Source organism: Pseudoalteromonas porphyrae, from assembly GCF_001298125.1.
Lineage (GTDB): Bacteria > Pseudomonadota > Gammaproteobacteria > Enterobacterales > Alteromonadaceae > Pseudoalteromonas > Pseudoalteromonas neustonica.
In genome coordinates, this window is the sequence record NZ_LHPH01000001.1 from 357,935 (window position 1) to 384,606 (window position 26,672).

Genomic DNA, 26,672 nt, shown 5'->3' on the forward strand with positions numbered 1-26,672 from the left:
TCTTTGTGCTCCATTGTCGTCTGTTTATGAAATAACCCTGTCTGATTTTCTTAGTTTGCTGCCACCACCATATTTGAATAATACTTGCTGATAACATTACACGGTGGTTAATTCCTACGTTATAAACTCTTTATAATCCGACAATAAAATAAATTGTAAACTAGGTTAATTGATTGTTACCAGATATTGTGCCTATAATAGCACATAGCTAGGTGATGTATCGTTTAACCCCATTAAGGATTGACCAATGAATATTAAAAAATCTATAACATTGGCTGTGATGACAGCGTTGTCTACTATACCGTGGCAGAGCACCGCAAACGATGTATGGCAACAGTCAATTTCATATACCGCTGGCAGTGAAGTATGCTTTGCAAGCACGCTATACAAAGCACGTTGGTGGGCCAATCCAGGTGAAGAACCAGGCTCATCACAATGGGGGGCATGGGTTGCGAAAGCTGACTCAACTGTATGCGATAATACTGTTTCCCCGCCTGTTGAGCCACCGGTCGATCCCGTAGACCCACCAGTTGAACCAATTGATCCTCCAGTAGAGCCCATAGATCCACCGATTCAGCCACCGGCAGAACCGCCAGTGACACCGCCATCTGGTGACCCATACGAAACAGGCGTTACAAAAAATCCCGCTGGCGGTTATTTTATTAACCCTGCATTAGTGGCAAACACCGAGCTTGAAAAAACATCTTCGCCATTATTTAGCAAAGTAAAAAATACGATTCGTAAGCTTGATAATGCAAGTGTTGAATCTGTAACCCCACTAAGAGCAGCTAACCCTCGCAATGTTAAGCGCTTAGAAGCGATATTAGATCAAGCCAGTTTTGAGTTTTTATTTGCTCAACGTGCACCTGAATATACCTATCGTAAGTTTTTACAAGCGGTGGCAAAGTTTCCTGCTTTTTGTGATGATTATGATTCAGAGCAACAAGCCGAGGCAGTGTGCCGTAAAGCACTGGCAACTATGTTTGCTCATTTTACCCAAGAAACAGGTGGCCACGATCCGCATTCGGCCATTCCACAATGGCGCCAAGGCTTATACTTTATACGTGAAGCTGGCTGTAGCGAAACCAGCGCAGGTTGTGGTTATAACAACTCATGCGGACCCTCAACATGGCAAGGACAAACATGGCCATGTGGTACTGACGAGCAAGGGTTATATTTAAAATATTTTGGCCGTGGTGCAAAACAATTATCGTACAATTATAATTATGGCCCATTTTCAGACGCGATGTTTGGCGACGTAAATGTACTACTTAATAACCCTGAGTTAGTAGCTGATACGTGGCTTAATTTAGCCTCTGCCGTATTTTTCTTTGTGTATCCCCAGCCACCAAAACCAGACATGATGTCGGTTGTTGACGGCTCATGGGTACCAAATGAAGCAGATATCGCTCGCGGTATTAGCCCAGGTTTTGGTGCTACAATTAATATTATTAATGGCGGTATTGAATGTGGCCACGGCTACGACAAACCACAAGCACTTAACCGTATTGCATATTACGAGCAATTTGCAGCGTACTTAAATGTACCTATTGATAATAATGAAGTGCTCAATTGCAGCAACCAAGACAGCTTTACAAATGATGGCTCAGGTGCGCTTAACATTCATTGGAGCGAGGATTGGAGCTGGAAACAATACCGACCAGATGGTAAAAGCTTTGAATGCAAATTAGTGCCTTATCAAACACCTTATTTTGCCCTAAGTGAAGGTGCTTACAAACGCTGTGTAGAAGAGAAATTTAACGCAACAGTAGAATAACGCAAGATTAAATAACAGCCTTGGCGCATAAGGAGCCGGCTAAGGCTGTTATTACTTGAGCTCAATTTAGGTTACTTATAAACGCTGTTTTGATTTACTCTCCAACAAAATAAAACTTAACCCGATTAATGGTATATTCGTTGTTACTGGGTTAAACGCGCCAACAAGTAATTGTGGCTGTAAAACAATAACAAAAAATAACAACCCAATTAATCCTACAATATTGAGCCAGACGACTGTTCGGTTTTTATAAAACAAAATAAAAATTAAGCCAAATACCAGCTCACCAACACCCGCTGCTTTTGTTATTAAATAAGAAATTTCATCCGAAAAACCAAGACTTGCTGTCATCATTTTTTCAATCGGATCAATGTGTAACAATTTTGGAAATAGTCCATGATAGAGCCAGCTAAACCCTATAATAAATCGGGCAATTTGTGTTAATGACATCTAATAACTCCATATGCTTTTAGTCAGATAATCCCTATTACATTAAATGAGTGTACTGTTATACCCAAGCCACCTCAAGATGCAGTTTCAGTTGGCGTTAAAAGGGACGGACAAAGTAACGCCATGGTATTAAGCTCCTTTGAAACGCTGAATTCTACTATGAAATAACTCAAACATTGAGCGATGATTATTCATAGCCATCAATTTTTATATCTAAGCGGGATGTTAACTGCAGTTGCGGTATGAGAAGAAGGAATTTTTATAGAGTTAAATTATTTAATATAAAGAGTAAATAGCGCAGTACCAACACTGCGCTATTTAAATCATGCTATATAACTGTTAAACGTTTAAAACGTGTATTTGCAACCAATAGGCAAAATGCACCTAACGCAAGTAACAACATCACGCCGTAGTGTACGCCTTGCAACTGAGCCGGCTGTATTTGCTGTGAAGGTTTAAATAATGGAAAACGTTCAATGTCTTCGGACGTGATCGCTGTATCATTAAATAAATAAGGGTATATAAATTCTCTAATTTGTTGATGGTAAGCGCTCACCTGCAACAAGTAAGCTCGTTGACCCTGTGCATCACTGCCAGCTAATTGATCAAGCGCTTGTTGATACAACAAATTAGGCGAAAGCCAGCTCACTAACGCTAAGTTACTCGAGCGCGCTTGTTGTTGAGTTAAATGATCTTGCCAATGCTGATCAACAGCAAGGTCGCTAAGTTGTTGCATCGCATAATACCACTTCCAATGAAAGCGTCCGCTAAACTGCGTTTTTTCGCTGTACTGCGGGTATTGCTCAACAAAGCGTTGCAATGAGTCTTGCATATCTTGATCCCAACCATCATTTAAAATTAAGCGTTGCTCTATGCTGGCTTTTAGTGCGGGCTGCTCATTAAATTGTTGGTTAAGCACAAGATGAATAACACCAGGAATTAACACAGCAAACCCTAGCCACACGCTAATAAATGCCAAACTATTAAACAAGCCGTTCATATTAAAACTAATGATCAAAGTGGCTACTAAAAACCAAAAAGCACAATAGACAAGGCTAAGTCCTAAGGCTTGTATAAATAGTCCATCAAACGGTAATGAAAGTAGCATTGCTGCAACTAAAAACAGTAAAACAATGATCCCTGCGACTAAATAAAAACGCAGTAACAAAGCGCGGATAATGCTTTTCACAGCCGCATTACCAGCAAAGGCACTAAGCAATCTAAAACGCCCCGATTGACGCTCATCGCTGAGTAAATTAACGCACAATACACCAATCAAAATTGGCAGCATGTAGGCTAATACGAACCCTAAATCAAAACCGCCAGCACGGTATTTCTCAGGGTTGATCACCTCTTTGTTATAAATTTGCCCCTGTAACGCCAAAGCATTGACTTTCATCGCCGCGAGGCTATTTTGACTTTGCCCTACAAACAAAGCAGCCCAAGGTGAAAGCTGCCATTGAGTAGGTGCTTTTGCGTAATAAGCAAGAGAGCCAATTTCAGGTAGCGACTCACGTGCTTTTATATGCTCTCGCTCTTTATCAAACACCACTTGCGCTATGATTTGATCTTTACGCACCTGTTTGTAACCTTGTGCGCCTAAATAAATCGCTAGTAAAGCACTGACAAAAAAGACCAATAAACTTATTTGATTTGCACGCGGTGATAGTAAACGCTTTAATTCAAACTTAAGCATGGATAAATGCCCTCCGTTGCACACTCGGTGTTACAAGCACACCGAGTAATAAAGTAATGACCGCTACAAAAGCCAGTATTGCCGTTAAGCTATTGCTTAATGACCAACTTAAACTTGCTGGCTGATAGTGAAACTCAGGGAAATCTTGCCATAAAGATGCAGATACGCGCTGCTCACGGTCATTATGATGGTCAATCTCTTGTGTGTGTATTGTATTTAAACGTTGAATACGTTCAAAACGATGTTGCTCAGCTTGCTGCTCAAATGAAAAGAAATGTCGGCTATCGGCACCACTTATCGCCATTGATAAATCGCGTACGGCTAAGTAAGGATTAAGCCAATAAAAGTAACCAATAAACTCACGCTGTGCTGCAAATTGATCAAGCTGTGTTTGGTAGTGACGTTGATAAATTTCAGCACTAATTCGCTCACCTTCTTGCATTATTAAGCCACCATAATTAACAGGGAGTTGCTCAATGGTATCAACGCCATATTGAGTTAATATTCGCTGTTTAAACTCATTGAAGTGGGGGTCGTTCGGATTATGGCTATCGCCAACTTTACGAATGTCTGTTTGCACTTTTAACGCCAGCATATTACGGCTTTTATGCGGGTGTAATTGTTGGGCAATATCAGCAAGTGTTCTCGGCGCTAATACTAATAGCACAAACCACACGGTAATTAACGCTGTTAAGCTGTGTTTTGGCATACGGGTTAAGCTAGAAACGAGTAAAATGACACAAACCCAAAATAAGCAGTACCCTAAATACAGTAAAAACAACAAGCCAATACGAAGCAGCACTTCAGCACTTAGCACTGCATCAGCCAGCGCACTTATCATTATCGAGGCAATAAATACCGGCAGTAAAAACCCAATACTAAGCAGTAAATAAGCAAATCCCTTACCAAGGAGTAAATGATTAAATTTAACGCCAATGGCCAACAATTGCTTTAAAGTCCCTTTTTGCTGGTCGCCGCTAATGCATGAGAAACCTAATGCTATTAACAGTAACGGCCAAACAAACAGTAATAAATTAGCAACCGAAAGTTCAGAAAAACGCAGCAAGCTTGCCTGGCTATCATTGGCAAAGTTAGCGCTATTTTGTTTATGTGCTTCTAAAAAAACACTGTTACCCACCCAATTATTCACACCAATGTCAAAATAGCTCAACGCGCTGGGCGGGCGAAATGCAAAGTGACCAAAGTGCGCTACTCGGTGCGGGTGGCGATCGGGTTGAGCTAACCATTGCTGCTCTACCATATGTTGTGAGCTAATTTGTAAACTGCTACTTTGTTGGTATTGCTGCCAACTTGTTACCAACGCCACCGCGAGCAGTACTTGCATGAGTGCAAATAACAACCACAATGTGCGATTTTTTACTTTTTGTTTTAGCTCGTGCTTGCACACTTGCCAACTAATAAAATGAGACATAGTAATTCCTTTTAAAATCGATACGACACGCTAAAGTTAATCGCACGCCCATCGGTAGGAGAGTGAATTGTTTCATCACCCACTAAGTAAACATAATCTGAGTAGCTATCAAATAGGTTATTGATCCGCAGCCCAGCATTTCCCCAGCCCAAATCATAATCAAAGGCTAAATCAACTAGTTTATAATCACCGTATTGCTTATCTTGGATAACATTACTGACATAGTAATCACCTTGAAAATGACCAAACAACGACACTTTAAGTTTGTTAACCGGACGGTAGATGATCCCTGCCGTTGCAGTAAACTCAGGCACGCCTAATAACCAATTACCTTTTTGAGCAATTTTTGCTTCACCGGGTTCGACCAATTTTGCTTCTTGACGGGTATACGATGCAAAGCCAGACCACTGCGTATTGATATCAGCGCTCAATGCGAGATCCCAGCCTTTACGTTTGGTTTCGCCGATGTTTTCAAACCCACCTGAACCATCCGTTTTTGGCGTTAACTCGTCTTTGGCGTCTTGCTGCCAAACTGATAAGCGCGTATTTAACCAATCAAATAACTGCCATTTTGCACCCGTTTCAAATCCATAGTTTTTAGAGAAATCAAACCCTGAGCTTTGCTCATTTATATAGGCTTTGCTGCCTGTAGGTGCTTGGAAACTCACACCATAATTAGCAAACAGATTTAGTCTATCGGTCATCTCGTAAAGCACATTAAACTTAGGCTGAAGGGTAATACCCTCATCATTTATGGTTTTGTATTGCTCGCTTATGCCATCGAACAAATCACCACTGAAGCCATCAAAGCGTAAGCCACCACTAATGAGTAAACGCTCACCTCTGTACTGTAACTGAGTAAAACCGCCATAATTGTTATAGTCAAAATCCCAATTTCTAAATTGCTTTTGGCGTACTTTCGTTACCGTTACAAAACGTTCATTACTGTTATCTTGCGCTTGATAATCAAGACCCATACTGAGTAACCAAGTAGGGCTAAACGTTGCACTTAATGTAGCTACTGCTCCGTATTGACGATCTTTTTCTAGGCGTTCTTGCTGAGCTGAAGATGCTGTGTACTGTAAATAACGATGACGATCAAATTGTTGTATGTAGCTTTTAACACTCAACTGCCATACAGGGTCAAACGCATGATCTAAATGCATACTTAAATGACGTGTTTGTTTATCGCCACTGTCGTTTTGTGCGTAATCGGCAGATTGAGTGGAGTCACGATGCGCTTCTTGCTCAGTTAGGTAACCCGGGGCATCAGCTTCATAGTCAAAGTAACGTGCAATAACACCAAGCTCTGTATTATTGCTTGGTTGGTAGAACCACTTTCCTGAAAAAGTATGTTTTTCAAGGGCGCTATGATCTCGATAACCTTTAGTATCACGCACGCCTATAAAATAATGCTGAGAAAAACCATTATTTACATCACCAAAATACCCTTGTGCTTCATAGGTATCAAAACTACCAGCCAAAAATTCAACTTCCTTTGCGTCATCACGACGGCTGGTCATATTAATATTACCTGCTAAGTTATGCAGGCCATAACGCGCATCTTGGTTGCCTTTAACCACTTCGATAGACTCCACTTCCATCGGAAATAAAGCATCCATTTCGCCTAAACCAACATGTAAGTTGCTCGGTATGCCATCAATTAACAGTTTGGTATGTGGCATCGACCCTTCACCATTAAAGCCACGCATGGCGACGTCTGTTGATACGACACCTTGATTAAAGCGCGAGAAATACACACCAGGTATTTTAGTGAATAAATCCACAGTGATATTTACATGCTCATTTTGTAATTGATCACGATTAACTACATCAACAGAGCCCACTAACTGAACATCTTTAGCGCCATTACTTTGACCATGAACCTCGATCACATCACCAATAAATAATGTTGAATCTTTATTTTGCTCATCATCAGCAAAGGCAATCGTTGAGAAGCTCAAGCAGCTTAATAAAGCAATATTAATTGGCGAAATACGGGTACTACACATGATTGTTATCCTATTTTTTATACGAGTTCAGGTTCTGACGATTTAATATTTTTTGACTGTGCTTGCTGCGGTAATTCATCACCGCTAATAATGTGGTGGTAGTTAGCTTCAAGGTCATCGAGCGAAAGATTTTTATTATCAAGTAAAGTGCGTAGTTGACCCTGCTTCATAATGCCTATTTGTGTTGCGAGACAATGAGCGCAATACAAATCATGGGTAACCATTAAAATTGCGGCGCCGCGCTGAGCAAGTAAATCAATAATTTTAATAAATTCACGCGTGGCACTTGGATCAAGCCCTGATGTCGGCTCATCAAGCAGTAGTACTTTGGCTTTACGTAAAATAGCAAATGCAATACCCACCTTTTGGCGCATACCTTTTGAGTAGCTGCTTAGAGGGTTTTTCCATGCACTTTGTTGCAAACCTGTTTGGGTAAGCGCCGCTGCAATTTCTTCATTTGTGGTCGATTGCTTTGTAAGTGAGGCGAGGTAGTGCAGATTTTCTATTGCATCAAACTCTTCGAATAAATTTACTTGCTCTGGTAAATAAACTAATTTTTGCTTACTTTTTTCAGGCTCTAATTGCACATCAATACTATCGATTGTCATGCGCCCGGAGTCAGGTTCAATAAAGTTTAACAGTAAATTTAAAGTGGTACTTTTACCTGCACCGTTTGCACCTAATAAACACGTAACTTGCCCTGCAGGTACAGATAAACATAAATCATTTAGTGCGTGGTTATCGCCGAACGATTTACTTAAATGGCTAATTTCAATCATTACATAATCCCTATTGCATTATTTTGATATAACATAACTTTTGTTATGTTATATCAAAATCACATTTTCAACAATAAGAGTTATTCTCAAATTAGATTTAAGCAAAAGAGGCTCGCTAAGCTAAGGTCATTACCTCAGCATAAAGAGCCTCTTAACCCAAATTATGGTTAGAAATTAAGTAAATTGGCGGGTGAATATTGATCCGTGAGTACTTTTGTATCACTTGGCCAGTCTTGGTTGTTTTTAGTTGAGCGCATGCCTTTGCTCACAGCATCAATATCTATACTATATGGGGCTAATAACGGCGCTAATTTTTTTACTCGCTCAGTAAGGTGTTCTTTAGTCGGGGCTTTGTTAAACCCGGCTAAAATGATCCGATTACTCTTTTTAGCCGTCGTTACATTAATAAAATCACCAAATACCGCATGATATGTAGCTGATTCATGTTCATATAATTTGCTTGATGAAAAGGTATTAGCCGCAACAATTCCTCCCTCAGCTAAAACACTTTTTATCTCTTCAAAAAACTCTTTTGTGAGTAAATGCTCAGGAATGTAGTCGCCATTAAAGGCATCAAGAATGATCCAATCAAACGTTTGTTTTTTAAGTGCCGCACGTTTTATAAAAATACGGCCATCTTGCACCTTTGAAGTTACTTTTTCGCTTTCTTTAAAATCAAAGTAATCCCGCGCAACTTTTATCACTGCAGGGTCAATTTCAACATTTTTTATTGTCGCTTGCGGGTAAAGCTCATGAATTACATTTGATAATGTACCGCCGCCGAGGCCGATAATTAACACATTTTTTGGGTTATCGATCATCAATAAGCTGGCAAACGTTAATTTCGTATAGTTAAACACCAACTTTTTCGGTTTGCTTTTATACATACAACTTTGGCTACTTTGACGTGTTTTTTCGTCAAATTTTAAGCAACGTAAATCACCTGTTTCTTCCACTAAAATATTACGATAAAGCGAGCGCTCGCTGTGAATAACCTTTGCAATGCTCGCATTTGAAAATAATGTTACACCAACAAGTAGCAAACAACGAACCGTTAGCTTACGCATAGACAGGCTCCTTTATTGTTAGCTTATCAAGTGCAATAGCGAATAACCCAAGGCAACCAATAAATGAAGCAAATCCAATGATAATGGCATTAACGTCAAATGCTAACACCATATAAAATGAAGTAATAATTGTGCCCAACGCACTGCCTAATGTGCTAACAAAGTACAAACCGCCAGCCACTTGACCACTGTGCTCACTGTCGGTGACCAATAAGCGAACGGAGTAGGGCGAGATCATACCTAAAATAATCGTGGGAATAAAAAACAGCGCTGTTGATGCTAACAACGAGCCATAGCGGCTATCTTCAACGTGCGTAAAAATAAACGCCATAATTGGTTGAGCAAACAATGCGATAGGAAGTACGGCAATACTGGCGAGTAAAAAGATTAAGCCGTATTTTGTTAAAGAGGGTCGTTTAATCGATAACTTACCACCAAGCAAATAGCCAAACGATAAGCTCAGCATAAATACTGTAATAATACTGCCCCAAATATGCACACTACTACCAAAAAAAGGCGCTAAAATTCGTCCCCCTAGAAGCTCAATTCCCATGATACTAAAGCCGCTACTAAAGGCTAAAAAATAGATAAGTCCATTGGTTTTATTTAACATTCATTTTAGTTCTTGTTGTTTAATGTTTAAACCATCTTAACGTGATGAAGAGCCATAGGCTAGACTTAGCCGATTAATTTATGAGCTGTAAACCCCATTTACAGCCCATAAATAAAAAGCCCATATACTTTAATTTGTAGGGTATGATTTAACTAGGTCGTATTTTACGAGCAAATACGTATTAAAAATAATAAGGACATTTATGAAAAGAAGTGGTGCGTTATTTGGTGGTGTGTTTTTTTTAGCTGGGTTTGCTGTTTTTTATTTTACGGTGTTATCGCCTGTAATTGACGCAGCTAAAATGCAATTTTGGCATGTGGCACAAGCACAATTAATCAGTGCTGATGTGTCCAGCTTTGAATCACGTGATAATGAAGGCCATTACACTACATTGTATAAGCTTGATATGCAATATAAATATCAAGTCGATGGACAAGAGTACATTGGTTATCGGCCTCAGGTTAACAACCAGAGTAACAGTGACAGTAGCCGCGCATATTCACTCCTTGGTCAAGCCCGAACTGAGCAAAACTCACCTGGCGGGTTAATGATTTGGTATAACCCAAATGACGTTAGTGAATCCGTATATGATCGCTCTTTAAGTGTTAAGTTCCTGCTGCTTATGTCACTTTTTAGCGGTATATTTATGGCTGTAGGCATAGGTGTTTTTATTTATACCGGCTCTCAATCAGCACAGCCGCTAACAAACGTCGATGAAAAAAAACCATGGACGACCCGAACACAATGGGCGTCACCCGTTATTTATTCTGGTGCTAAAAAAAGTGTTAAATATGCTTGGTACTTTGCGCTTTTAGGCTGCTTATTTAGCGGGGCATTTTCTGTAGGCTTATATGGCGGCAATACATTCACTACGGTGCTTGCTGCATTGTTCTTAGTTTTACCTTTGTGGTTAATTATTCGGGCAAGAAAAATTCAAAAACAATGGTTACATTTTAAAGAAGTGCCATTGACCATTAATCCTTACCCAGGTGTGATTGGCGGTAAAGTGAAAGGCAGCTTAACTATTCCCGGTCAAACAAGTACAGCCACGACGTTTACAGCAACATTAAAATGCACCGAACATTTAACCAAACGCAGTGGCACTGAAAGAAAATCGAGTCGCTGTATCGTTTTTTCAGTAGAAAAAGACCTTACACCTAGAACAAGCGCTAAAGGCGCAGGCCTTGATTTTAGTTTTGATGTACCCCCAGGACAGCCTCAATCAAGCACGCCAAGTAAGCGCTACCATGAGTGGGCATTGGTTATTCAAGGCGAGATTGATGGACATAGTTTTGACCGTGAATATATCATCCCCGTATTTGTGACAGCGCAAAGTGTATCGGTGGAGCAAGAATTAAAAAATCAGCCATTAACGCCAACCGAACAATCAGCAATGCATGCGCGCTTAACGATTGATGAAGATACCACGACACAAGCACTGACCCTGCAAACGCCAGGCGCTAAAGAGTGCCTGTTTATTATAGCCCTAGGGGCGATATTTTTTATTGTTGGGGTGTTAATTGCAACTTTAAATGGCTCTTTTTTTGGTATTGTATTCTCCGCGATGAGCTGCCTATTTTTAGCTTTAGGCATTTGGGGCTACGGGCGAAACTGCAAAATTAAAGTCAGCAGAAATAGCTTGCAACTGGATGTTTACTTCTTCTCTAAGCATGTACAGGCATTATCATTTACAGCGTCTGAGATAAAAGATATTGACGCTTTTGTATCATCAAAAGTCCAAACCAGCGGCAAACAATCCAGTGAGAAGTTTTCACTGCACTTGATAACACACTCAAACAAAACGATTAACCTAGGCGGAGATTTCAAAACAATAAAAAATGCCTTACACCTGAAACAAAAAATAGAACGCATTTTAGGCTGTCGCTTTGCTAAAAATAGCGACTAGTACCAATAAATCAGCATGGCTTTAATTAAACGAATATAAACCTCCCTCCAGATAGCTTAATTGGCTGATCTGGCGGGAGTAAATGGGTAAACTACCTCCCCATTTAAGCAATACCCACAACATACTATGACAAAAATTACGCTACTGACTTTTACTTATATATTGCTCCACTCTTTTAACGCTCACAGTAACCAAATGTACAATCTTGATGGTTTAACTGAAATACAGTCCGCATCAGGTTATTTACCAGCCATTGTGCAGCAGAACGTAAATGTAAGAACATCCCCAAACAGAAGTAGCAATAAACTGGGTTTGTTAGCAGGTGGAACGACTGTGCAGGCTGAGTTTTCATTAGATTCTGATTGGGCTAAAGTTTACTTTGATAACCAAAATGCATATATATACCCAAGCCACCTCAAGATGCGAGTTTCAGTTGGAATTTAAAGCGATTTAGGCAAGGCATTGATTGCAAGTAATAGCGGTTCTATTGTTAAAATCAATAACGCAGTATAAATCGTTTTAAAACCAACCCGTTGGGCGTTTCACAGGTACTTTATCTCATCGTTGTTACTTCTTAAAAGGGATTGCCATTGTTGCAAAGTAACGCCTTGATATTAAGCCCCTGTGAAACGCTGAATTCTGCATCTTGAGGTGACTTGGGTATGCATAAGTCAGCACTGATAAAGCAACAATACAAAGCTGATATACACTACTCAATTAAAAGTAATGAAAGCGCTGTATTCTCGATGTCAGGATGGCATTACCCACACTTACCTGGCAGTTACTTCCTAAATTATCAAAGTAACAAATTTGGACACGCGAGCTTTGGACCATTAGCGGGCAGTGGTATCTCAGAGATTGATACCAAATTATTTAAAATCAAACACCCTGATACTAACGCCTACTTAATAACAACCCATATATCTGGGAGTCGAAGCTACTATACTTCTTATTTAGCAATTGTGAATAAGCTCAAGCTGACTGTTTTTCAACTTCCAACCCACACCACAACTGATCAAATAAACTATAGCATTGAAGACGGGCGTCTAGCATTTACTGGTAAGTCATTTCATTCTTGCTGTGATTACGATGCTTTAACAGCCAACATAAATCTCGAGACCTTAAGTTATACCGCAACCCAGCAAACTTACACATTAAATGACAGCGGTGAAACAAAGGCTCCTGCACCTGAAAATATACCACTGACCATTAATGAAATTAAATTAGCAAAATCAACAGGTTTATAATGTAATTCAAACGGGCGCTAATAATCTTCGCGCCCTTTTAGCTCACTAAAATCGCTCATTATCCATTTTTTATAACCTGCTCTGGTTTTTAAATGCATGTGCCACTTTTCAACATGTGGTGGTAAAGTGAACGTTAATCCCTGTGATATTAAACGGTAAATTATCGCGCCAACACAAATATCAGCAAGAGTAATTTTTGATCCTGCCAAATAAGTAGATTGTCTAAGCTGTTGCTCAACAAGTGCTAAACAGTTATTACACGCCAGTAAATCTTGATTTACTTTATCCATACAACGTTTACTCGCAGGGGTGCGATAATACCCCCAAAAAGTGCCCATAAAAGCTGGCTGAAACGTCACTTGTGACCAGTCCAACCAGCGCTCATACAAAGAGCGCTCAAAAGGGGAGAGAGAATACCAATCATCGGCCCCATAACTAGCTGCTAAGTAGCGCAGTATAGTGTGCGACTCCCAAATGATATTACCACCATCGATTAACACCGGGACTTTTTGCATTGGATTTAATACTATAAACTCAGTGCTATCAAGACCCCCAAAACGCCCGCCCACTTCAATGTGTTCATAATCCAAAGCAAGCTCATCAAGAAACCATAAAACTTTTTGCACATTAAAAGAGGTTGTTCTACCATAAATTTTCATCAAACATCTTTTTGTTTTTAAATAACCTAAATATTGGCTAAGAGGTTTAGCGGCATATTAATTTATTATCCAAATTCAGGTTAAACATAATCAGCAAGGCTTAAGCCTTCTTTTTTACAGACCTTAATTATTGCATCTCGTTTAGCTAAGCGGCGTAAATAAAGGCCAAGGTGCTTAAAAGCAAGCGGTGGCTGTTTAAATTCATCCGCCCATATGGCGAGCATAAATAAATAAAAGTCACACACTGTAAGTTGCTCGCCAACCAAAAATTTTTTATCTGCCAGCTCTGTATCCAAGAGCCCAAGCATGGCCGTTATTCGGCTTTCTTGAGTAGCAGTAATATTTGCAATTGCATCAACGTTATTAGTATGGTTTTGCGGATAAAAATGCACCATAAGTTCAGCTTGCAGGGTGTTTGTTAGATACATGATCCATTGTAAAAATAGCGCGCGTTCTGGTTCACCAACTTGAGGGATTAATTTATTCTTTGGATTTGATTCAGCTAAATGAATACAGATTGCAGCGCTTTCAAATAGCACGCTTTCATCATCAACTAAAGTAGGTATTCGCCCAGCAGGGTTTAAGGCTAAATAGTTTTTTGCTTTGTGCGCATTGGTTTTTCGATCAACCAGCACGAGTTCAAAATCGGCGTTGAGTTCTTCAAGTACAAAGTGAGGGGCCATACTGGCGTTCAGCGGGTAGTAAAAGAGTTTATACATGAAAAATGGCATCCATTCGCTGTTATTTTTAGGCAGCTAATTTTACCTTATACGTGTACAAAAAGGCTATTTAAATAGCAAACCTGATGCATTTAAATCAGGCATATCAGGTTAATAATACGCGTTAAATAAGACATCAATATGGAAGAACAACATATTGATGCCTATTTTTATCTTCATTTTAACCAAAGCGACTTCAATTTATATAAGAGCAAAATTTAATGCGCCATTTACGGTTTCTTTTAACACACCCATTGCAGCATTTATTGCCTGTTCAACCGCGAGTAGGCCTAACCCTTCGATAGTAAGTAGTACAGAACGAGTTGCATTTTTTTGAATATCGTGGTGCAACTTTGCTTGTTCCTGCGTAATTACTCCCGTTACCTTCAATTTTTCAATCATTATGAAGTTTTCAGCTAACTTTTTAGACTCAGCCTCAGCATAATCTTTTACATCAGGCCACTTATCCGATAATGTATCTTTAAATGCTCCAAACATATTTGCAGCTAGTTCTCCCGCATCTAAATTCATATTTACTCTCCCTCTAATTTAGGCAATTATTCACCACGTTTTTTAGCTAACTCTAGCTTTAAAATTGCGGTAATACTTGAATTAAAACTACTTCTTAATGTAACAACCTGTTCTGGTTTAAAACAATCTATCTTGTGTAGTTGTTCAAGCGTATCAATGCTGTTCCCAAGCAACGCAACCAATTGTTCGGTTTTTTCATTTTTTTCTAAAGCCCCAGCGCGTACACTAATCGCGCTCACTTGCACTTTTGTATCTTGATAAAACGTTATATGTTTTTCATATTTACATTCAGGCTTATTAGCGAGCCCTTCAGCTTCAATAAAGAACGTTTCTACTCTTTTTTGTAATTCAGTAACTGCGTTATCGGTTTTTTCATCGTAGCTGCTTACTAACTTCACAGTGCAACCTGATGAGAAAATCACCAAAGTGATTATGATTAGAAAGGCTTTAAGCAGCCTAAATTTAGAGCTATACAATTTATATTCCATAATATTATCCTTATGCCTTCATATATTAATCGAAGAGAAAGTGAAGGGAAGCTTTCTCTCCCCATATTCAGGGGGAAACCGTTTGTTAAACATTCAAAAAAATAAGCGAGTCATAAATTCTATTAATCTGGGGTTTAAAGAAGTTGGCAATGCCCCTTTGGATCCCAATTACCCTCTAAAATATGTTTTTCAACTAAGGATCCTATTAAATACGGTGGCTCACAATTAGCCGTTTTTCTATCTTTTTTAATACTTGGGTGCGAAAGCCCAATACGATGAGTAACCTCGTGCACAATTGTATTTGCTATTGAAGCGCTTGATCTTGGTAAAGACCAACGGTTTAACAAGATAGGGCCTGTTCCATCACCTTCAAAAGCGTTTGTGCCATAAAAAACCGTATAAAATAACCCTTTTACACCACCAAATGTCGATACCTGCAGCCCTTGAATTTCTTGTATTAAACGATCTGTAATTGTAGATGTGTCAATGCCGAGCCAAGCAGTGCTATATCTTCCCGTATTAGCATGAAGCTTTACAAAATTTTCTAGATCATTTTTAAACGCGTGTGATGAAATCACGTCAATCGCTTGGTTCGATGCAACTAAAAACAATTTTCTATGCTTTGTAGGGACTGTTGTTTTTCCTAGGCATACAGTATTGAGTGTACTAGTTCCACAACCTCCAGGATTAACAGTTGTAAAAGACGTACAACCAGTAATAAACAGCACGCTTAAGGTTAGAGTGGCAATTTTCATGGGCAGCCTCCGTTGCCAAGTTAAATCTAGCGAACAACCCTAGACAGGAATTACAAAACAAAGGTAGCTGAAGACTAAGTAATAAACAGTACGAAATTTCCTAAATTTACCATTTAATAATAATGCTATCACAGTCTCATAAACCACGCTTGAGACCAACTCTGATCATCCCCTTGTTTTTGAAATAAACTTATAGGTGATCTTATATACACAAAGCACCTCAAGATGCAGAATTCAGCGGTTCACAAACGTTTAATATCAAGGAGTTAGTTTGCAACACTGGCAGTCCCTTTTAAGAAGTAACAACGATGAGAGTGAGCGCCTGTGAAGTACCCAAAGGGTTGACTTGGGTATAAATAGATTGCTTGCCATGATTAATAATTAAAAAGCGGTAAGCGCACATTCATGCACTTACCGCTGTAAATTTAACCAAGTAACGCTACTGCCTAAAACTAGGCATTAAAGCAGGGATCCCCGGTAATAAGCCAACCAATGCCATTACACCCGTTAATACTACAAACATAATTAATGGGATGATCCAACGACTCATAGGCGTTAATTCAGAGCTTCTTTCCTTACAGCCTATCAAACCTAAGTTATCCAGTAGCATGGTCAATGACCAACCAAACGCAGGGTTGACCAAGGTTGATGCAAATACCACGATAGCGGCTGATTGTGTTGTTTTGCCAACACGGGTCATTTCCATGCCCGCTTCAAGTAATGGTATAAAAACCCCCACTATGAGTGCAATACACAGTACCGGTTGCCAAATAGCAAGGTCCATTGGATAACCCCATAACCCTGCAACAATACAAAACAGAGCGGTTAAAATAGCCCCCGCTGGTATTGGGCGCTTTGCAATAGCCGCAGGGACAATGTATGTGCCCCACGACGAGGTAAAATTAGAGCCCCCTAAAAGTGAGCCAAATGTTTGCCTTACCGAGGCGCTAAGCATGGTATCGTCAATGTTCATTTGAACTTTTTCAGTACGTTGCGGATAGCTAATTTTTTGAAACACTTGATGCCCTAAAAAATCAGGAGACCACATAGCAACAGCAAGAATTGCAAATGGCAATACCACTATAAAGCTTTCAAGTGTAGGTAAACCGAGCATCCAACCAGTATTTTCACCCCACCAATACATAGGGTTCATGTTAGGTAAGCCCGGTGCTGTTTTAAATTCAAACGGTGCGCCTAATGCAAATGCCGTTAACCCACCTAATAGGCAACTAAGCGGGACTGCTAACCAGCGCTTTTTAAAGTGCTCTAATAACGCATACAGTAAAATAGTTGCCAAAATAACGATGAAAGCAATATGGGTCATTTGAATTTCTTCCGCCCAAGCAAACAATTTTTTTACTTGTGAAATAGTGCCAATAAAACCTAAATAAAGTAATAACCCGCCACATACGCCTTTACTGGTGAGTCGAGCAAGTAAGCTCCCTCCTTTACTAAAAGCAAGGATCAACCCAAACGCACCAATGAGTAAGCCAAATGCCATTGGGTGTCCTCCCGCCGCAACGACGATTGGAATTAATGGAATTAGCGGCCCGTGTGTTCCCGCTAAATTGGCTGTAGGTAAAATAAAACCGGAAAACAAAATAATAAAGAAAGAAACAATCAGTAGCTCATAGCGTACGTTTTCTAAAATAAATGCGTCACTTAACCCGAGTTGACCAGCAAACGTAGCTGCAATGGCACCAACCATAACAACTTTACCTATTGTGCCTGCCATTGCTGGAATAGTGTCTTCAAATTCGAAGCGGTAATCTCTAAAAGGTAAATTAGGACGCCAGCGTTTTGGCTGCATAATTTGCAGTTCATGTTCGAGATATTCATCTCGGCTTTCAAATTCAGAACTAGGTTTGTGAAGATTTTCATAGCTATCGGTAACTGCTTTTTCACCCGGTCTCTTTTTCGCTTGAGCCTCATCGTATGGCGTTGTGTTCATGGCTTCTCCTGCAACATAGTTGCTTACTCAAAATAAAAATACAGCTTTGTTTAAAGCAAATAAATATTGAGGTTGCAGAGTAAATCAGGCAGCAGATAATTGCGATTAGGCAAAAGGTCTTGCATGGTGAGCTTTTTGTTAGTGAAAACATTTAATTTGAGGTTTTAAAATCTAAATAAAATTTAAAAATATTGTTTTAAATCAATTTACTATTATTAAAAAAATGAATTAACACTTAAGTGTAAGTGATTATTTTACAAGCTAAAAACGTGTAATATCTTAGGTATACGCCTTTAGTCTAATAAAATCGCGAATTGCCCAGCTCAAATACAGTAAACGGTTTTGTTAACTGCCCTGATATAGTATCCTCACGGTGGTTTTACTTAAGTGCCCACTGGCTCTACGTAGCCAAAAATAGTTAAGTGTAAATAACGACACCTTCTTCTCCCTTTCAAAAATGACACAATACAAATGAATGAAATAACGATAGCAACTCACAACGGTAATTTTCATGCAGATGATGTTTTCAGCATTGCCGCACTCAAAAGCATTTACCCTTCTTTTAAACTCATACGTACCCGCGATTTAGAGCTTATAAATAAGGCTGATATTGTGATTGATGTAGGGGGTGAACATAACCCTGATACTGGCCGCTTTGATCATCACCAACGTGGTGGGGCAGGCGAACGTGAGAACGGCATTCCTTATTCTTCATTTGGTTTAATTTGGCAAAAATATGGCTTAACACTGTGCAATGGCGATCAAGACGTTGCAAATTCTGTTGATTCTAGTCTAGTGTCAACAATCGATGCCATTGATTGTGGTCACGTTGAAGGTGTATCAAAAGGGATTAGCCTAAGCCAAACCATCTCCATGTTTAATCCTACGTGGCAAGAAGAAAGCGACTTTGATAGCTGTTTTAATGAAGCTGTTGAGTTTGCATCTCGTATTTTAACGCGATTCATTGCAGCAGCAAGCGGCGGCATTAACGCCAAAGCCATTGTTGCTCAAGCAGTCAAAAATGCAGAAGATCCTAGAGTAATCGTATTAGAGAAATACACGCCATGGAAAAAAACAGTCCATGCATTATCTGACGACGCTTTATATATGGTTTACCCTTCGCATTCTGGGCAATGGATAATTCAAACAGTGCCTGCTGAGCTTGGTTCGTTTGAAGACAGAAAACCGTTGCCAAAAGCGTGGGCAGGTTTATCAGACAAAGAGTTTCAAGATGCAACGGGCCTCGATGACGCTATGTTTTGTCACAATGGGTTATTTATTGCCGGTGCAAAATCGTTTAGCAGCGCAATGAAAATGGCCGCGATTGCACTTGCTGAATAACGAAGCTGCAGCTTAAATTATAAACGTAACAACGTTACTTGTTACGTTTTGTTTAAACTAATTTATACCACTTATCAATTTTAACAATTAGCTTTTAACAATAGACTGATTATTTATGTGCTGCGGATAATTCCAGCAACTGCTTTGCAGGCAGTGGTTTACTAAAATAATAACCTTGCACAAAATCACAATTTAAATCATTCAACAGTAAAAGCTGCTCTTTAGTTTCAACACCTTCAGCAACAACTTTAAGCCCTAAACTGTGCGACATCGCAATAGTTGCTTTAACTAAGTCACAGTCAGGCTTATTTTCAGTTATGCAATTAATAAAGCTGCGATCAATTTTTAGTACGTCAAATGGGTATTGCCTTAAATAGCTTAACGACGAATAACCTGTACCAAAATCATCCATTGATAATTTTATTCCTAACGCATTAATTTCAACTATCGCGTCGTGAATAAAAGATTGCCCCGTCATCAGCACTCCTTCCGTTATTTCAAGCTCTAAACTATCGGTATCAATCTGTTTATCTTTGAGTATATTTTTTATAAAATTAAGTAACTCAGTATCGCGAAATTGACGAGGCGATAAATTAACAGCCATAGTGTACTTTTTTTGTTCAGTATTTTGCCACAGATGTAAAAACCAAAGCGCCTGTTTAATAACAAAGCGTCCGATTGGTACAATAAGACCCGAATTCTCAGCAATAGGAATAAACTCTTCAGGTGTTACGTTACCTAAAACAGGGTTGTTCCAGCGAAGCAGTGCCTCAGCGCCAATGATATGCCCCTTTTTTACATCAACTTGAGGTTGGTAGTATAATTCAAATTCATTTCGCTCTAATGCACCGCGCATTTGCCCTTCAATTTCAAACCGCCGCTGCATAATAATATTCATTTCTTTCGTAAAAAATGAATAGGTGTTTCGCCCAAGCGCTTTAGCTTGGTACATGGCAGTATCGGCACAGCGTAATAAATCAGACGCGCAATTCCCATTTTTAGGGTATATAGCAATGCCAATGCTCAAAGTAAGAACGAGCTCTCTGCCATCCACTTCAAAAGGTTTTCTAAAGGTTTTAAGTAAGTTTTCAGCAATGACAAGTGCATTATGATGTTCAGTTAAACCACGCAGCAATACAATAAATTCATCACCGCCAAGGCGACCTACAGTATCTTCCTTTCGTAAAACTTGCTGTAAGCGCTTAGCCGATTCGATTAAAAGCTTGTCACCAACCTCATGCCCTAATGAGTCGTTCACTTTTTTAAAATCATCTAAATCCAAAAAAAACACCGCGGCCTTTTCGTTACTTCTTTGCGCTTCAATAAGTATTTGAGATAAACGATCGAGCGCTAAAAAGCGATTTGGTAATGAAGTTAAACTATCAAAATAGGCCTGATGTCGAATAACCTCAGCAGATTTGTATTGCTCTGTAATATCACGAATAATCAGCATTACTTGATGATATTCGGATAATAGACCAATTCTCGCTTCAAAATAAACAACACCGTGGGGCATAGTCAGCGCATACTCAAAACTTACCATTGTTTTTTGTTGCAATGCTTTTGCAATATGGGATTGAAACTTACTCGCAACTTCCTCAGGTAACACATCAGCCATATTATTACCGATAAACTGCTCAGGTGATGCATAAAGATGTTCGTCATCACTGGCGTGATAATCAATAATAGTTCCGCATTCTTCCATCAAAAAGAATAAATCGGGTATAGCACCAAATATTGTTTCAAGCATATGGTCTTTAAATATTGCCTGAGCTTGAGCCTGCTTAACATCGCTTAAGTCAATATCAATGCAATACATTTGTTTAATATTATGCTGATTAGTGAACATTACATGGCTGGAGAAAACGATGATATCCTTCCCACTTTTATCACGTAATATAGCCTCTGACGCTGGAATTTCTATACCATGCTTTACCCAGTCACTGTGCGCCGCAATCACTCCCTCACGCATAGGCTCAGGTATAATCAAATCTTCAAGTTTTTTCCCTTTAGCCTCCTCTTCGGTATAACCATAAAGAAGTTCACTACCTTGGTTCCAGTAAATAACTCGTCGTTCTTGATCATACCCCTGAACAGAAATAACATTCACAGCATCAAATAGTTGGTGTAACGGATCATTGATAGCATACTGATGAGTTAACATATTAACGACTGTTTTAGAATTCATGCTAAGGCGTAAACCAATAATTATTTTATTTAATAATAGGATGAAATGATTGAATTAGCATATTTAAAATTAATAATTTCAACCTAGGGCGCGTTGACCTTTGTGGATTGAAATTTATTCAATCTAGGGGCGATTTAATCGCGGCGCGAGGTTTGTAACCAAGTGGGCTAAGTAAGAATCGAGCAAAGCTTCCGCGTCCTGCTCACGCCCCTTACCTATATCCGTGTTGTAGGCAACAAAGAGTTAATCGCCTCTAGGAAGAACCCTTTAGGCAGCGCATGTTTGGTATTTATACTGCTGAAAAATCAATTACGAAAGGTCAGCACGCCCTAGCAACAAAAAAATTTCAATCGACTTATGCCTTAATCACACCCAGTACTAAAACTGATATTTAAGGGTGAACTAAATTCATACCACAATTATGTTGTTCACTTATGACACAAACAAAATGTAATCCCCCTTTACAGTTTGGCTCTGATTTCTGCAAAGTAGAATAGGGGTTAAACTTAACCCCTTACGATAGACGCTAATTTTGACATTCAAAGATATTGGCATTGTTATAAAGGAACATATTGATATTAAGCTTCTATGAAACGTTAAATCCAATATTTTTTGGTAGCTTAGGTATATGTACTACAACCTAATAGGTTTTCTACGAGTGGAATCTAAATAATCGATGGTTGCAATCGTTTTAAAGCACTGATCGGGATCTAGTTTTTAATCGTTAATACCCTATCATTGATTTAAGCAAGTATGTTGCAATCAACTAAACTGTAACTGTAGCAAGTAATAGTTTGAGTTTTATTTATCAATAAAGGAGCTAGAAATGAGCAATTCAGGTGCTGGGAAATGCCCCGTCATGCACGGTAGCAACACACAAACGTCTAATTCCAATACTGATTGGTGGCCCAATACATTAAATTTAGACATTCTCCATCAACACGACACTAAAACAAATCCCTATGGAAATGAATTTAATTACGCCGAAGAATTCAAAAAGTTAGATCTTGAAGCCGTTAAAACCGATTTAAAAAACCTAATGACACAAAGCCAAGATTGGTGGCCTGCCGATTGGGGGCATTACGGTGGTTTGATGATCCGTATGGCATGGCACTCAGCTGGTTCATACCGTTTAGCTGATGGCCGTGGCGGTGGTGGCACAGCTAACCAACGCTTTGCGCCTTTAAACTCTTGGCCTGATAACGCCAACCTTGATAAAGCCCGCCGTTTACTTTGGCCTATAAAGAAAAAATACGGCAACAAATTATCGTGGGCTGATTTAATCATTCTAGCCGGTAATATGGCATATGAATCAATGGGTTTAAAAACTTTTGGCTTTGCCGGTGGCCGTGCAGATATCTGGCACCCAGAAAAAGACGTATATTGGGGCGCTGAAAAAGAGTGGCTTGCACCAAGTGATGAACGTTACGACAATGTCGAAAAACCTAGCACCATGGATAATCCATTAGCGGCCGTCCAAATGGGCTTAATTTATGTCAATCCTGAGGGCGTAAACGGCCAACCTGATCCGCTTAAAACCGCTGAGCAAGTGCGCGAAACCTTTGCTCGAATGGCAATGGATGATGAAGAAACCGCAGCACTTACTGTAGGTGGTCATACGGTAGGTAAAACGCATGGTAATGGCAGCGAAGAAAACCTTGGCCCAGAACCAGAAGCAGCCGACGTCTTTGAGCAAGGACTTGGTTGGAATAACCATAAAACACGTGGCATAGGCCGCGATACCATGACTTCAGGCATCGAAGGCGCGTGGACCACACACCCAACTAAGTGGGATAATGGCTACTGTTACTTACTTCTAAATTACGAGTGGGAGCTTACCAAAAGTCCTGCGGGTGCAAACCAGTGGGAACCTGTAAACATTAAAGAAGAAGATAGACCTGTTGATGTTGAAGACCCGTCAATTCGTTTGAACCCAATCATGACCGACGCCGATATGGCAATGAAGATGGACCCTGCGTATCGTAAAATTATCGAACGCTTTAATGATGATTTTGAGTATTTTAGCGATGTATTTGCACGTGCTTGGTTTAAGCTTACCCATCGCGACTTAGGCCCAAAATCACGCTACCTTGGTGCTGATGTGCCAAGCGAAGATCTGATCTGGCAAGACCCAATCCCAAGTGTCGATTACACCTTATGTGATACTGAAATCAGCGCTCTAAAAGTTAAGCTGTTAAATAGTGGCATCAGTGCCAGTGACTTGATCAGCACCGCATGGGATAGCGCACGTACTTATCGAGGCTCTGATCATCGCGGCGGAGCCAATGGCGCACGCATTCGCTTAAGCCCACAAAAAGACTGGCAAGGTAATGAACCAGAGCGCTTGGCAAAAGTATTAGCTTCGCTTGAACAAATACAATCAGGTTTAAGCAAACCAGTTAGTTTAGCGGACTTAATTGTACTCGGTGGTACAGCCGCGGTGGAACAAGCTGCAAAAGCAGCTGGGGTAAATGTAACTGTACCGTTTTCGCCAGGACGAGGTGATGCAACTGACGAAATGACCGATGCAGAGTCATTCGATGTGCTTGAGCCAATTCACGATGGTTTTAGAAACTGGCAGAAAAAAGACTACACCGTATCAGCTGAAGAGTTGCTGTTAGAGCGCAGCCAACTCATGGGTTTAACCGCACCAGAAGTCACGGTATTAATTGGCGGTATGCGTGTATTGGGCACTAACCACGGTGGCAGTCACCATGGTGTGTTCACTGATAACGTGGGCACATTGAGCAATGACTTTTTTGTTAACTTAACCGATATGAATAATCGCTGGGAACCTGCCAGCAAAAGCACCTATAACATTGTTGAGCGCAGCTCTGGCAATACAAAGTGGACCGCCACTCGTGTTGATTTAGTGTTTGGCTCAAACTCCATCCTACGAGCGCTTGCGGAGTTTTATGCTCAAGACGATAACAAACAACGTTTTGTAAAAGACTTCGTTAATGCATGGGTAAAAGTAATGAACGCAGACCGCTTTGATATTTAATCAAAACATCGATTATTAATTAAAGCACAAAAACCAAGAGCGCGAGGGTATTAACCCTCGCGCTTTTTTATATCAGAAACCTTAAATCTGAATTTGTAAAACAATATAAACTGTAAACCCCCATTACGGTTTGGCTAAAAATACCACAGTAAAGCGTGTGTTATTTAGTCTGTTAAATTGTTCAAAGGTTTATGCATATTACAATTACTCAGCAGCCATATTGGAAAGTTGTTGTGCAAGCTCAGTTGCTTGGCTATAGGCATTGCTTAACGATTGTTGATGACGAGCATCAGCAAACTCCTGATACTCTGACGCTATCTCATGAATCGTTGTAACACCTAAATATTTGCTTAAACTACGTAAATGCGGCACTAAGTGGCTCATGTGCTCACGAATACCGCCTTGCTCAAAACCAAATTCACCAGTTGATGTGATCACAATCAATGTTTTTCCGCCCAGCAAAGGCTGTAGCGGGAAGTCACCACGGGCCAGATCAAAATCAAAGGTTTTGTTGATCCGAATAACTTGATCAAACCACGCTTTTAGTTGCGCTGGCATGCCATAGTTGTACATAGGCGACGAAATCACAATAATATCAGCCTTACTCACTTCAGCAATAAATTGGTCTGACTCTAAAAGTATGTGCTTTTGCTGTGCTGACTTTTTGTGCTCTGGTGTAAATACTGCGCCAATCCACTCTTGGGTAATAAAAGAGGGTGGGTTCACACCTACATCACGATAAATATACTCACCTATATCTTGTTGCTCTCTAAAGGTATGAATAAAACGCCTAGCAATATTTTTAGAGATTGAATCGTGATCTGGGTTATCGTTTTTGGCAGCTCTTACGCTTGCATCAATGTGTAATAGGGTAGTCATAGTGTTTATCCTCATAGTGAACATGGGGCAATCATCTAACTTAAAGCGCTATTTCACAAACGAGTTAACCTCACCTATAAATGAGTTATAATCACCTATAGTTATTCCACTTTTTCGCAGGTATCACTTTATGCAAGTCTCACTACAAGCACTTAAAGCCTTTGAAGCTGCGGCACGTTTAGGCAGCTTTAAAGCCGCAGCGAATGAGCTATCACTCACGCCAACCGCAATTTCGCACCATATTAATAATCTTGAAAGCCGTTTAAACGTCGATTTATTTTACCGCCAAGTCAGAAAAATCACCCTCACACCGACTGGTGAATATTTAAGTGCCGCAACGAGCGACGGCTTTAACCGCATAGACCAAGCATTAGCAACGGTGCAAGCCACAGGCACAACCGTTAAAATTACCACCACCTCGTCACTGGCCGCACTGCGCTTAATACCTGCATTACAGGAGCTATCAGCTAGCCAGCCTAATCTTGAGGTAGATATATCAACCAGTGAAGCCGTTGATAAACAATTGCACACCTTGCCCATTCGCTTTGGGGAACGTCTGCATATAAACGCTGGCGACATTATAAAAACCGAACGATTTAACGTATTCGGCTCATACAAAGTCGCCGATATCCCATGGCAAAATGGCCCCGTTACGCTCTATACCACAAAATGGAAAAACAAAGCACTGAGTGAGCCACCACTTAAACAATGGCTTACTCAAAACAACTTAGATCCTGCGTTATTTAGTATTAAAACATTTGACCAAGAACTATTTGGCATTCAAGAAGCCACGGCAGGCTCAGGACTGGTGTTTTGCTCAACCACGCTGGTACAACGATTACTAAATACCGAGCTACTTAAAAGCTTTGATACCCACGCAGTTGAATCAGAGTTTTGCTACTACATACCAAATAAACAGCGCTTTTCAACTAGAGATACACGCCTAGTTTTAGAGTGGGTAGAAGGGCTGTTGGATTGATGTCGTTAGATTTATGAAACACAGTTTGTTGTGAATTTAGGTGATTATAAGTCTGTTTAGACATTAATTCACAGAATACTGTTAATTTGGGATTGGTACTCAAAGCCATAATAAAATAGACATGGTGGTTAGTGGTAAAAGTTAATTTAGTTATTATGCGATAGTTTTAAATGAATAACGGTCTAAAGTTAAGAGCCCT

Annotated in this window: 22 protein-coding genes; 7 read left to right on the top strand and 15 right to left on the bottom strand. The window is 39.9% G+C overall.

Annotation, left to right across the window (positions count from 1 at the left end):
• The first annotated feature begins 247 nt into the window (after window positions 1-247).
• Window positions 248-1,777 (top strand): glycoside hydrolase family 19 protein, encoded by a 1,530-nt coding sequence (locus ADS77_RS01455; RefSeq protein ID WP_054203940.1) that lies wholly within the window; start codon window positions 248-250, stop codon window positions 1,775-1,777.
• A 75-nt stretch (window positions 1,778-1,852) separates the two neighbouring features.
• Here ADS77_RS01455 and ADS77_RS01460 read toward each other — a convergent pair whose 3' ends face one another.
• From ADS77_RS01460 to ADS77_RS01490, 7 genes are all read right to left on the bottom strand, one after another.
• Window positions 1,853-2,227: a DoxX-like family protein gene (locus ADS77_RS01460; protein ID WP_054203939.1), complete on the bottom strand. Its 375-nt coding sequence runs from the start codon at window positions 2,225-2,227 to the stop codon at window positions 1,853-1,855.
• Window positions 2,228-2,555: 328 nt separating this feature from the next.
• Window positions 2,556-3,923 carry a DUF3526 domain-containing protein gene (locus tag ADS77_RS01465; RefSeq protein WP_054452566.1) on the bottom strand — a complete coding sequence of 456 codons (1,368 nt, stop codon included), beginning with the start codon at window positions 3,921-3,923 and terminating at the stop codon, window positions 2,556-2,558.
• Window positions 3,916-5,355 carry an ABC transporter permease gene (locus ADS77_RS01470; protein WP_054203937.1) on the bottom strand — a complete coding sequence of 480 codons (1,440 nt, stop codon included), beginning with the start codon at window positions 5,353-5,355 and terminating at the stop codon, window positions 3,916-3,918. The genes ADS77_RS01465 and ADS77_RS01470 overlap by 8 nt, the downstream gene beginning before the upstream one ends.
• An 11-nt stretch (window positions 5,356-5,366) precedes the next feature.
• Window positions 5,367-7,367 (bottom strand): TonB-dependent receptor, encoded by a 2,001-nt coding sequence (locus ADS77_RS01475; protein ID WP_054203936.1) that lies wholly within the window; start codon window positions 7,365-7,367, stop codon window positions 5,367-5,369.
• A 17-nt stretch (window positions 7,368-7,384) separates the two neighbouring features.
• Complete coding sequence (locus tag ADS77_RS01480) at window positions 7,385-8,146, bottom strand: ABC transporter ATP-binding protein (RefSeq protein ID WP_054203935.1); 762 nt, start codon at window positions 8,144-8,146, stop codon at window positions 7,385-7,387.
• Window positions 8,147-8,313: 167 nt separating this feature from the next.
• Window positions 8,314-9,213, bottom strand: a complete 900-nt coding sequence (locus tag ADS77_RS01485) for a spermidine synthase (protein ID WP_054203934.1) — start codon at window positions 9,211-9,213, stop codon at window positions 8,314-8,316.
• Entirely contained in the window at window positions 9,206-9,826 is a 621-nt protein-coding gene (locus ADS77_RS01490; RefSeq protein ID WP_054452572.1) for a fused MFS/spermidine synthase, read from the bottom strand. Before ADS77_RS01490 ends, ADS77_RS01485 begins: the two co-directional genes overlap by 8 nt.
• 202 nt (window positions 9,827-10,028) lie before the next feature.
• Between ADS77_RS01490 and ADS77_RS01495 the strand changes: the two genes are divergently transcribed.
• From ADS77_RS01495 to ADS77_RS01505, 3 genes are all read left to right on the top strand, one after another.
• Window positions 10,029-11,732, top strand: a complete 1,704-nt coding sequence (locus ADS77_RS01495) for a DUF3592 domain-containing protein (RefSeq protein ID WP_054452576.1) — start codon at window positions 10,029-10,031, stop codon at window positions 11,730-11,732.
• A gap of 195 nt (window positions 11,733-11,927) precedes the next feature.
• Window positions 11,928-12,176 (top strand): SH3 domain-containing protein, encoded by a 249-nt coding sequence (locus ADS77_RS01500; RefSeq protein ID WP_152960574.1) that lies wholly within the window; start codon window positions 11,928-11,930, stop codon window positions 12,174-12,176.
• Window positions 12,177-12,394: 218 nt separating this feature from the next.
• On the top strand, window positions 12,395-12,979 hold the full coding sequence (locus ADS77_RS01505; protein ID WP_054452580.1) for a hypothetical protein: 585 nt from the start codon (window positions 12,395-12,397) through the stop codon (window positions 12,977-12,979).
• 17 nt (window positions 12,980-12,996) lie between these two features.
• Here ADS77_RS01505 and ADS77_RS01510 read toward each other — a convergent pair whose 3' ends face one another.
• The 6 genes from ADS77_RS01510 to ADS77_RS01535 all read right to left on the bottom strand — a co-directional run bounded on the left by ADS77_RS01510 (window position 12,997) and on the right by ADS77_RS01535 (window position 18,082).
• Window positions 12,997-13,638 (bottom strand): glutathione S-transferase family protein, encoded by a 642-nt coding sequence (locus tag ADS77_RS01510; protein WP_054203930.1) that lies wholly within the window; start codon window positions 13,636-13,638, stop codon window positions 12,997-12,999.
• Window positions 13,639-13,718: 80 nt separating this feature from the next.
• The gene (locus tag ADS77_RS01515; RefSeq protein WP_054203929.1) at window positions 13,719-14,357 is read right to left on the bottom strand and encodes a glutathione S-transferase family protein; all 639 of its coding nucleotides are present in this window, start codon (window positions 14,355-14,357) and stop codon (window positions 13,719-13,721) included.
• A gap of 201 nt (window positions 14,358-14,558) precedes the next feature.
• Entirely contained in the window at window positions 14,559-14,888 is a 330-nt protein-coding gene (locus ADS77_RS01520; protein WP_054452581.1) for a hypothetical protein, read from the bottom strand.
• A gap of 26 nt (window positions 14,889-14,914) precedes the next feature.
• The gene (locus tag ADS77_RS01525) at window positions 14,915-15,376 is read right to left on the bottom strand and encodes a hypothetical protein (protein ID WP_054452582.1); all 462 of its coding nucleotides are present in this window, start codon (window positions 15,374-15,376) and stop codon (window positions 14,915-14,917) included.
• Window positions 15,377-15,510: 134 nt separating this feature from the next.
• Complete coding sequence (locus tag ADS77_RS01530; protein ID WP_054452583.1) at window positions 15,511-16,131, bottom strand: hypothetical protein; 621 nt, start codon at window positions 16,129-16,131, stop codon at window positions 15,511-15,513.
• Window positions 16,132-16,570: 439 nt separating this feature from the next.
• Complete coding sequence (locus tag ADS77_RS01535) at window positions 16,571-18,082, bottom strand: DUF3360 family protein (protein ID WP_054452584.1); 1,512 nt, start codon at window positions 18,080-18,082, stop codon at window positions 16,571-16,573.
• A 471-nt stretch (window positions 18,083-18,553) separates the two neighbouring features.
• Between ADS77_RS01535 and ADS77_RS01540 the strand changes: the two genes are divergently transcribed.
• Window positions 18,554-19,423, top strand: coding sequence for an MYG1 family protein (locus tag ADS77_RS01540; protein WP_054203926.1), 870 nt, complete (start codon window positions 18,554-18,556; stop codon window positions 19,421-19,423).
• Between the two features lie 109 nt (window positions 19,424-19,532).
• Here ADS77_RS01540 and ADS77_RS01545 read toward each other — a convergent pair whose 3' ends face one another.
• Window positions 19,533-21,611, bottom strand: a complete 2,079-nt coding sequence (locus ADS77_RS01545) for a bifunctional diguanylate cyclase/phosphodiesterase (RefSeq protein WP_054452585.1) — start codon at window positions 21,609-21,611, stop codon at window positions 19,533-19,535.
• 826 nt (window positions 21,612-22,437) lie between these two features.
• On the opposite strand from ADS77_RS01545, the gene katG reads away from it, so the two are divergent.
• The gene (katG, locus tag ADS77_RS01550; RefSeq protein WP_054452590.1) at window positions 22,438-24,615 is read left to right on the top strand and encodes a catalase/peroxidase HPI; all 2,178 of its coding nucleotides are present in this window, start codon (window positions 22,438-22,440) and stop codon (window positions 24,613-24,615) included.
• A gap of 204 nt (window positions 24,616-24,819) precedes the next feature.
• On the opposite strand, the gene ADS77_RS01555 is transcribed toward katG, so the two are convergent.
• Window positions 24,820-25,494, bottom strand: coding sequence for an FMN-dependent NADH-azoreductase (locus ADS77_RS01555; protein ID WP_054452594.1), 675 nt, complete (start codon window positions 25,492-25,494; stop codon window positions 24,820-24,822).
• Window positions 25,495-25,624: 130 nt separating this feature from the next.
• Between ADS77_RS01555 and ADS77_RS01560 the strand changes: the two genes are divergently transcribed.
• On the top strand, window positions 25,625-26,473 hold the full coding sequence (locus ADS77_RS01560) for a LysR family transcriptional regulator (RefSeq protein ID WP_054452597.1): 849 nt from the start codon (window positions 25,625-25,627) through the stop codon (window positions 26,471-26,473).
• Window positions 26,474-26,672 lie beyond the last annotated feature (199 nt).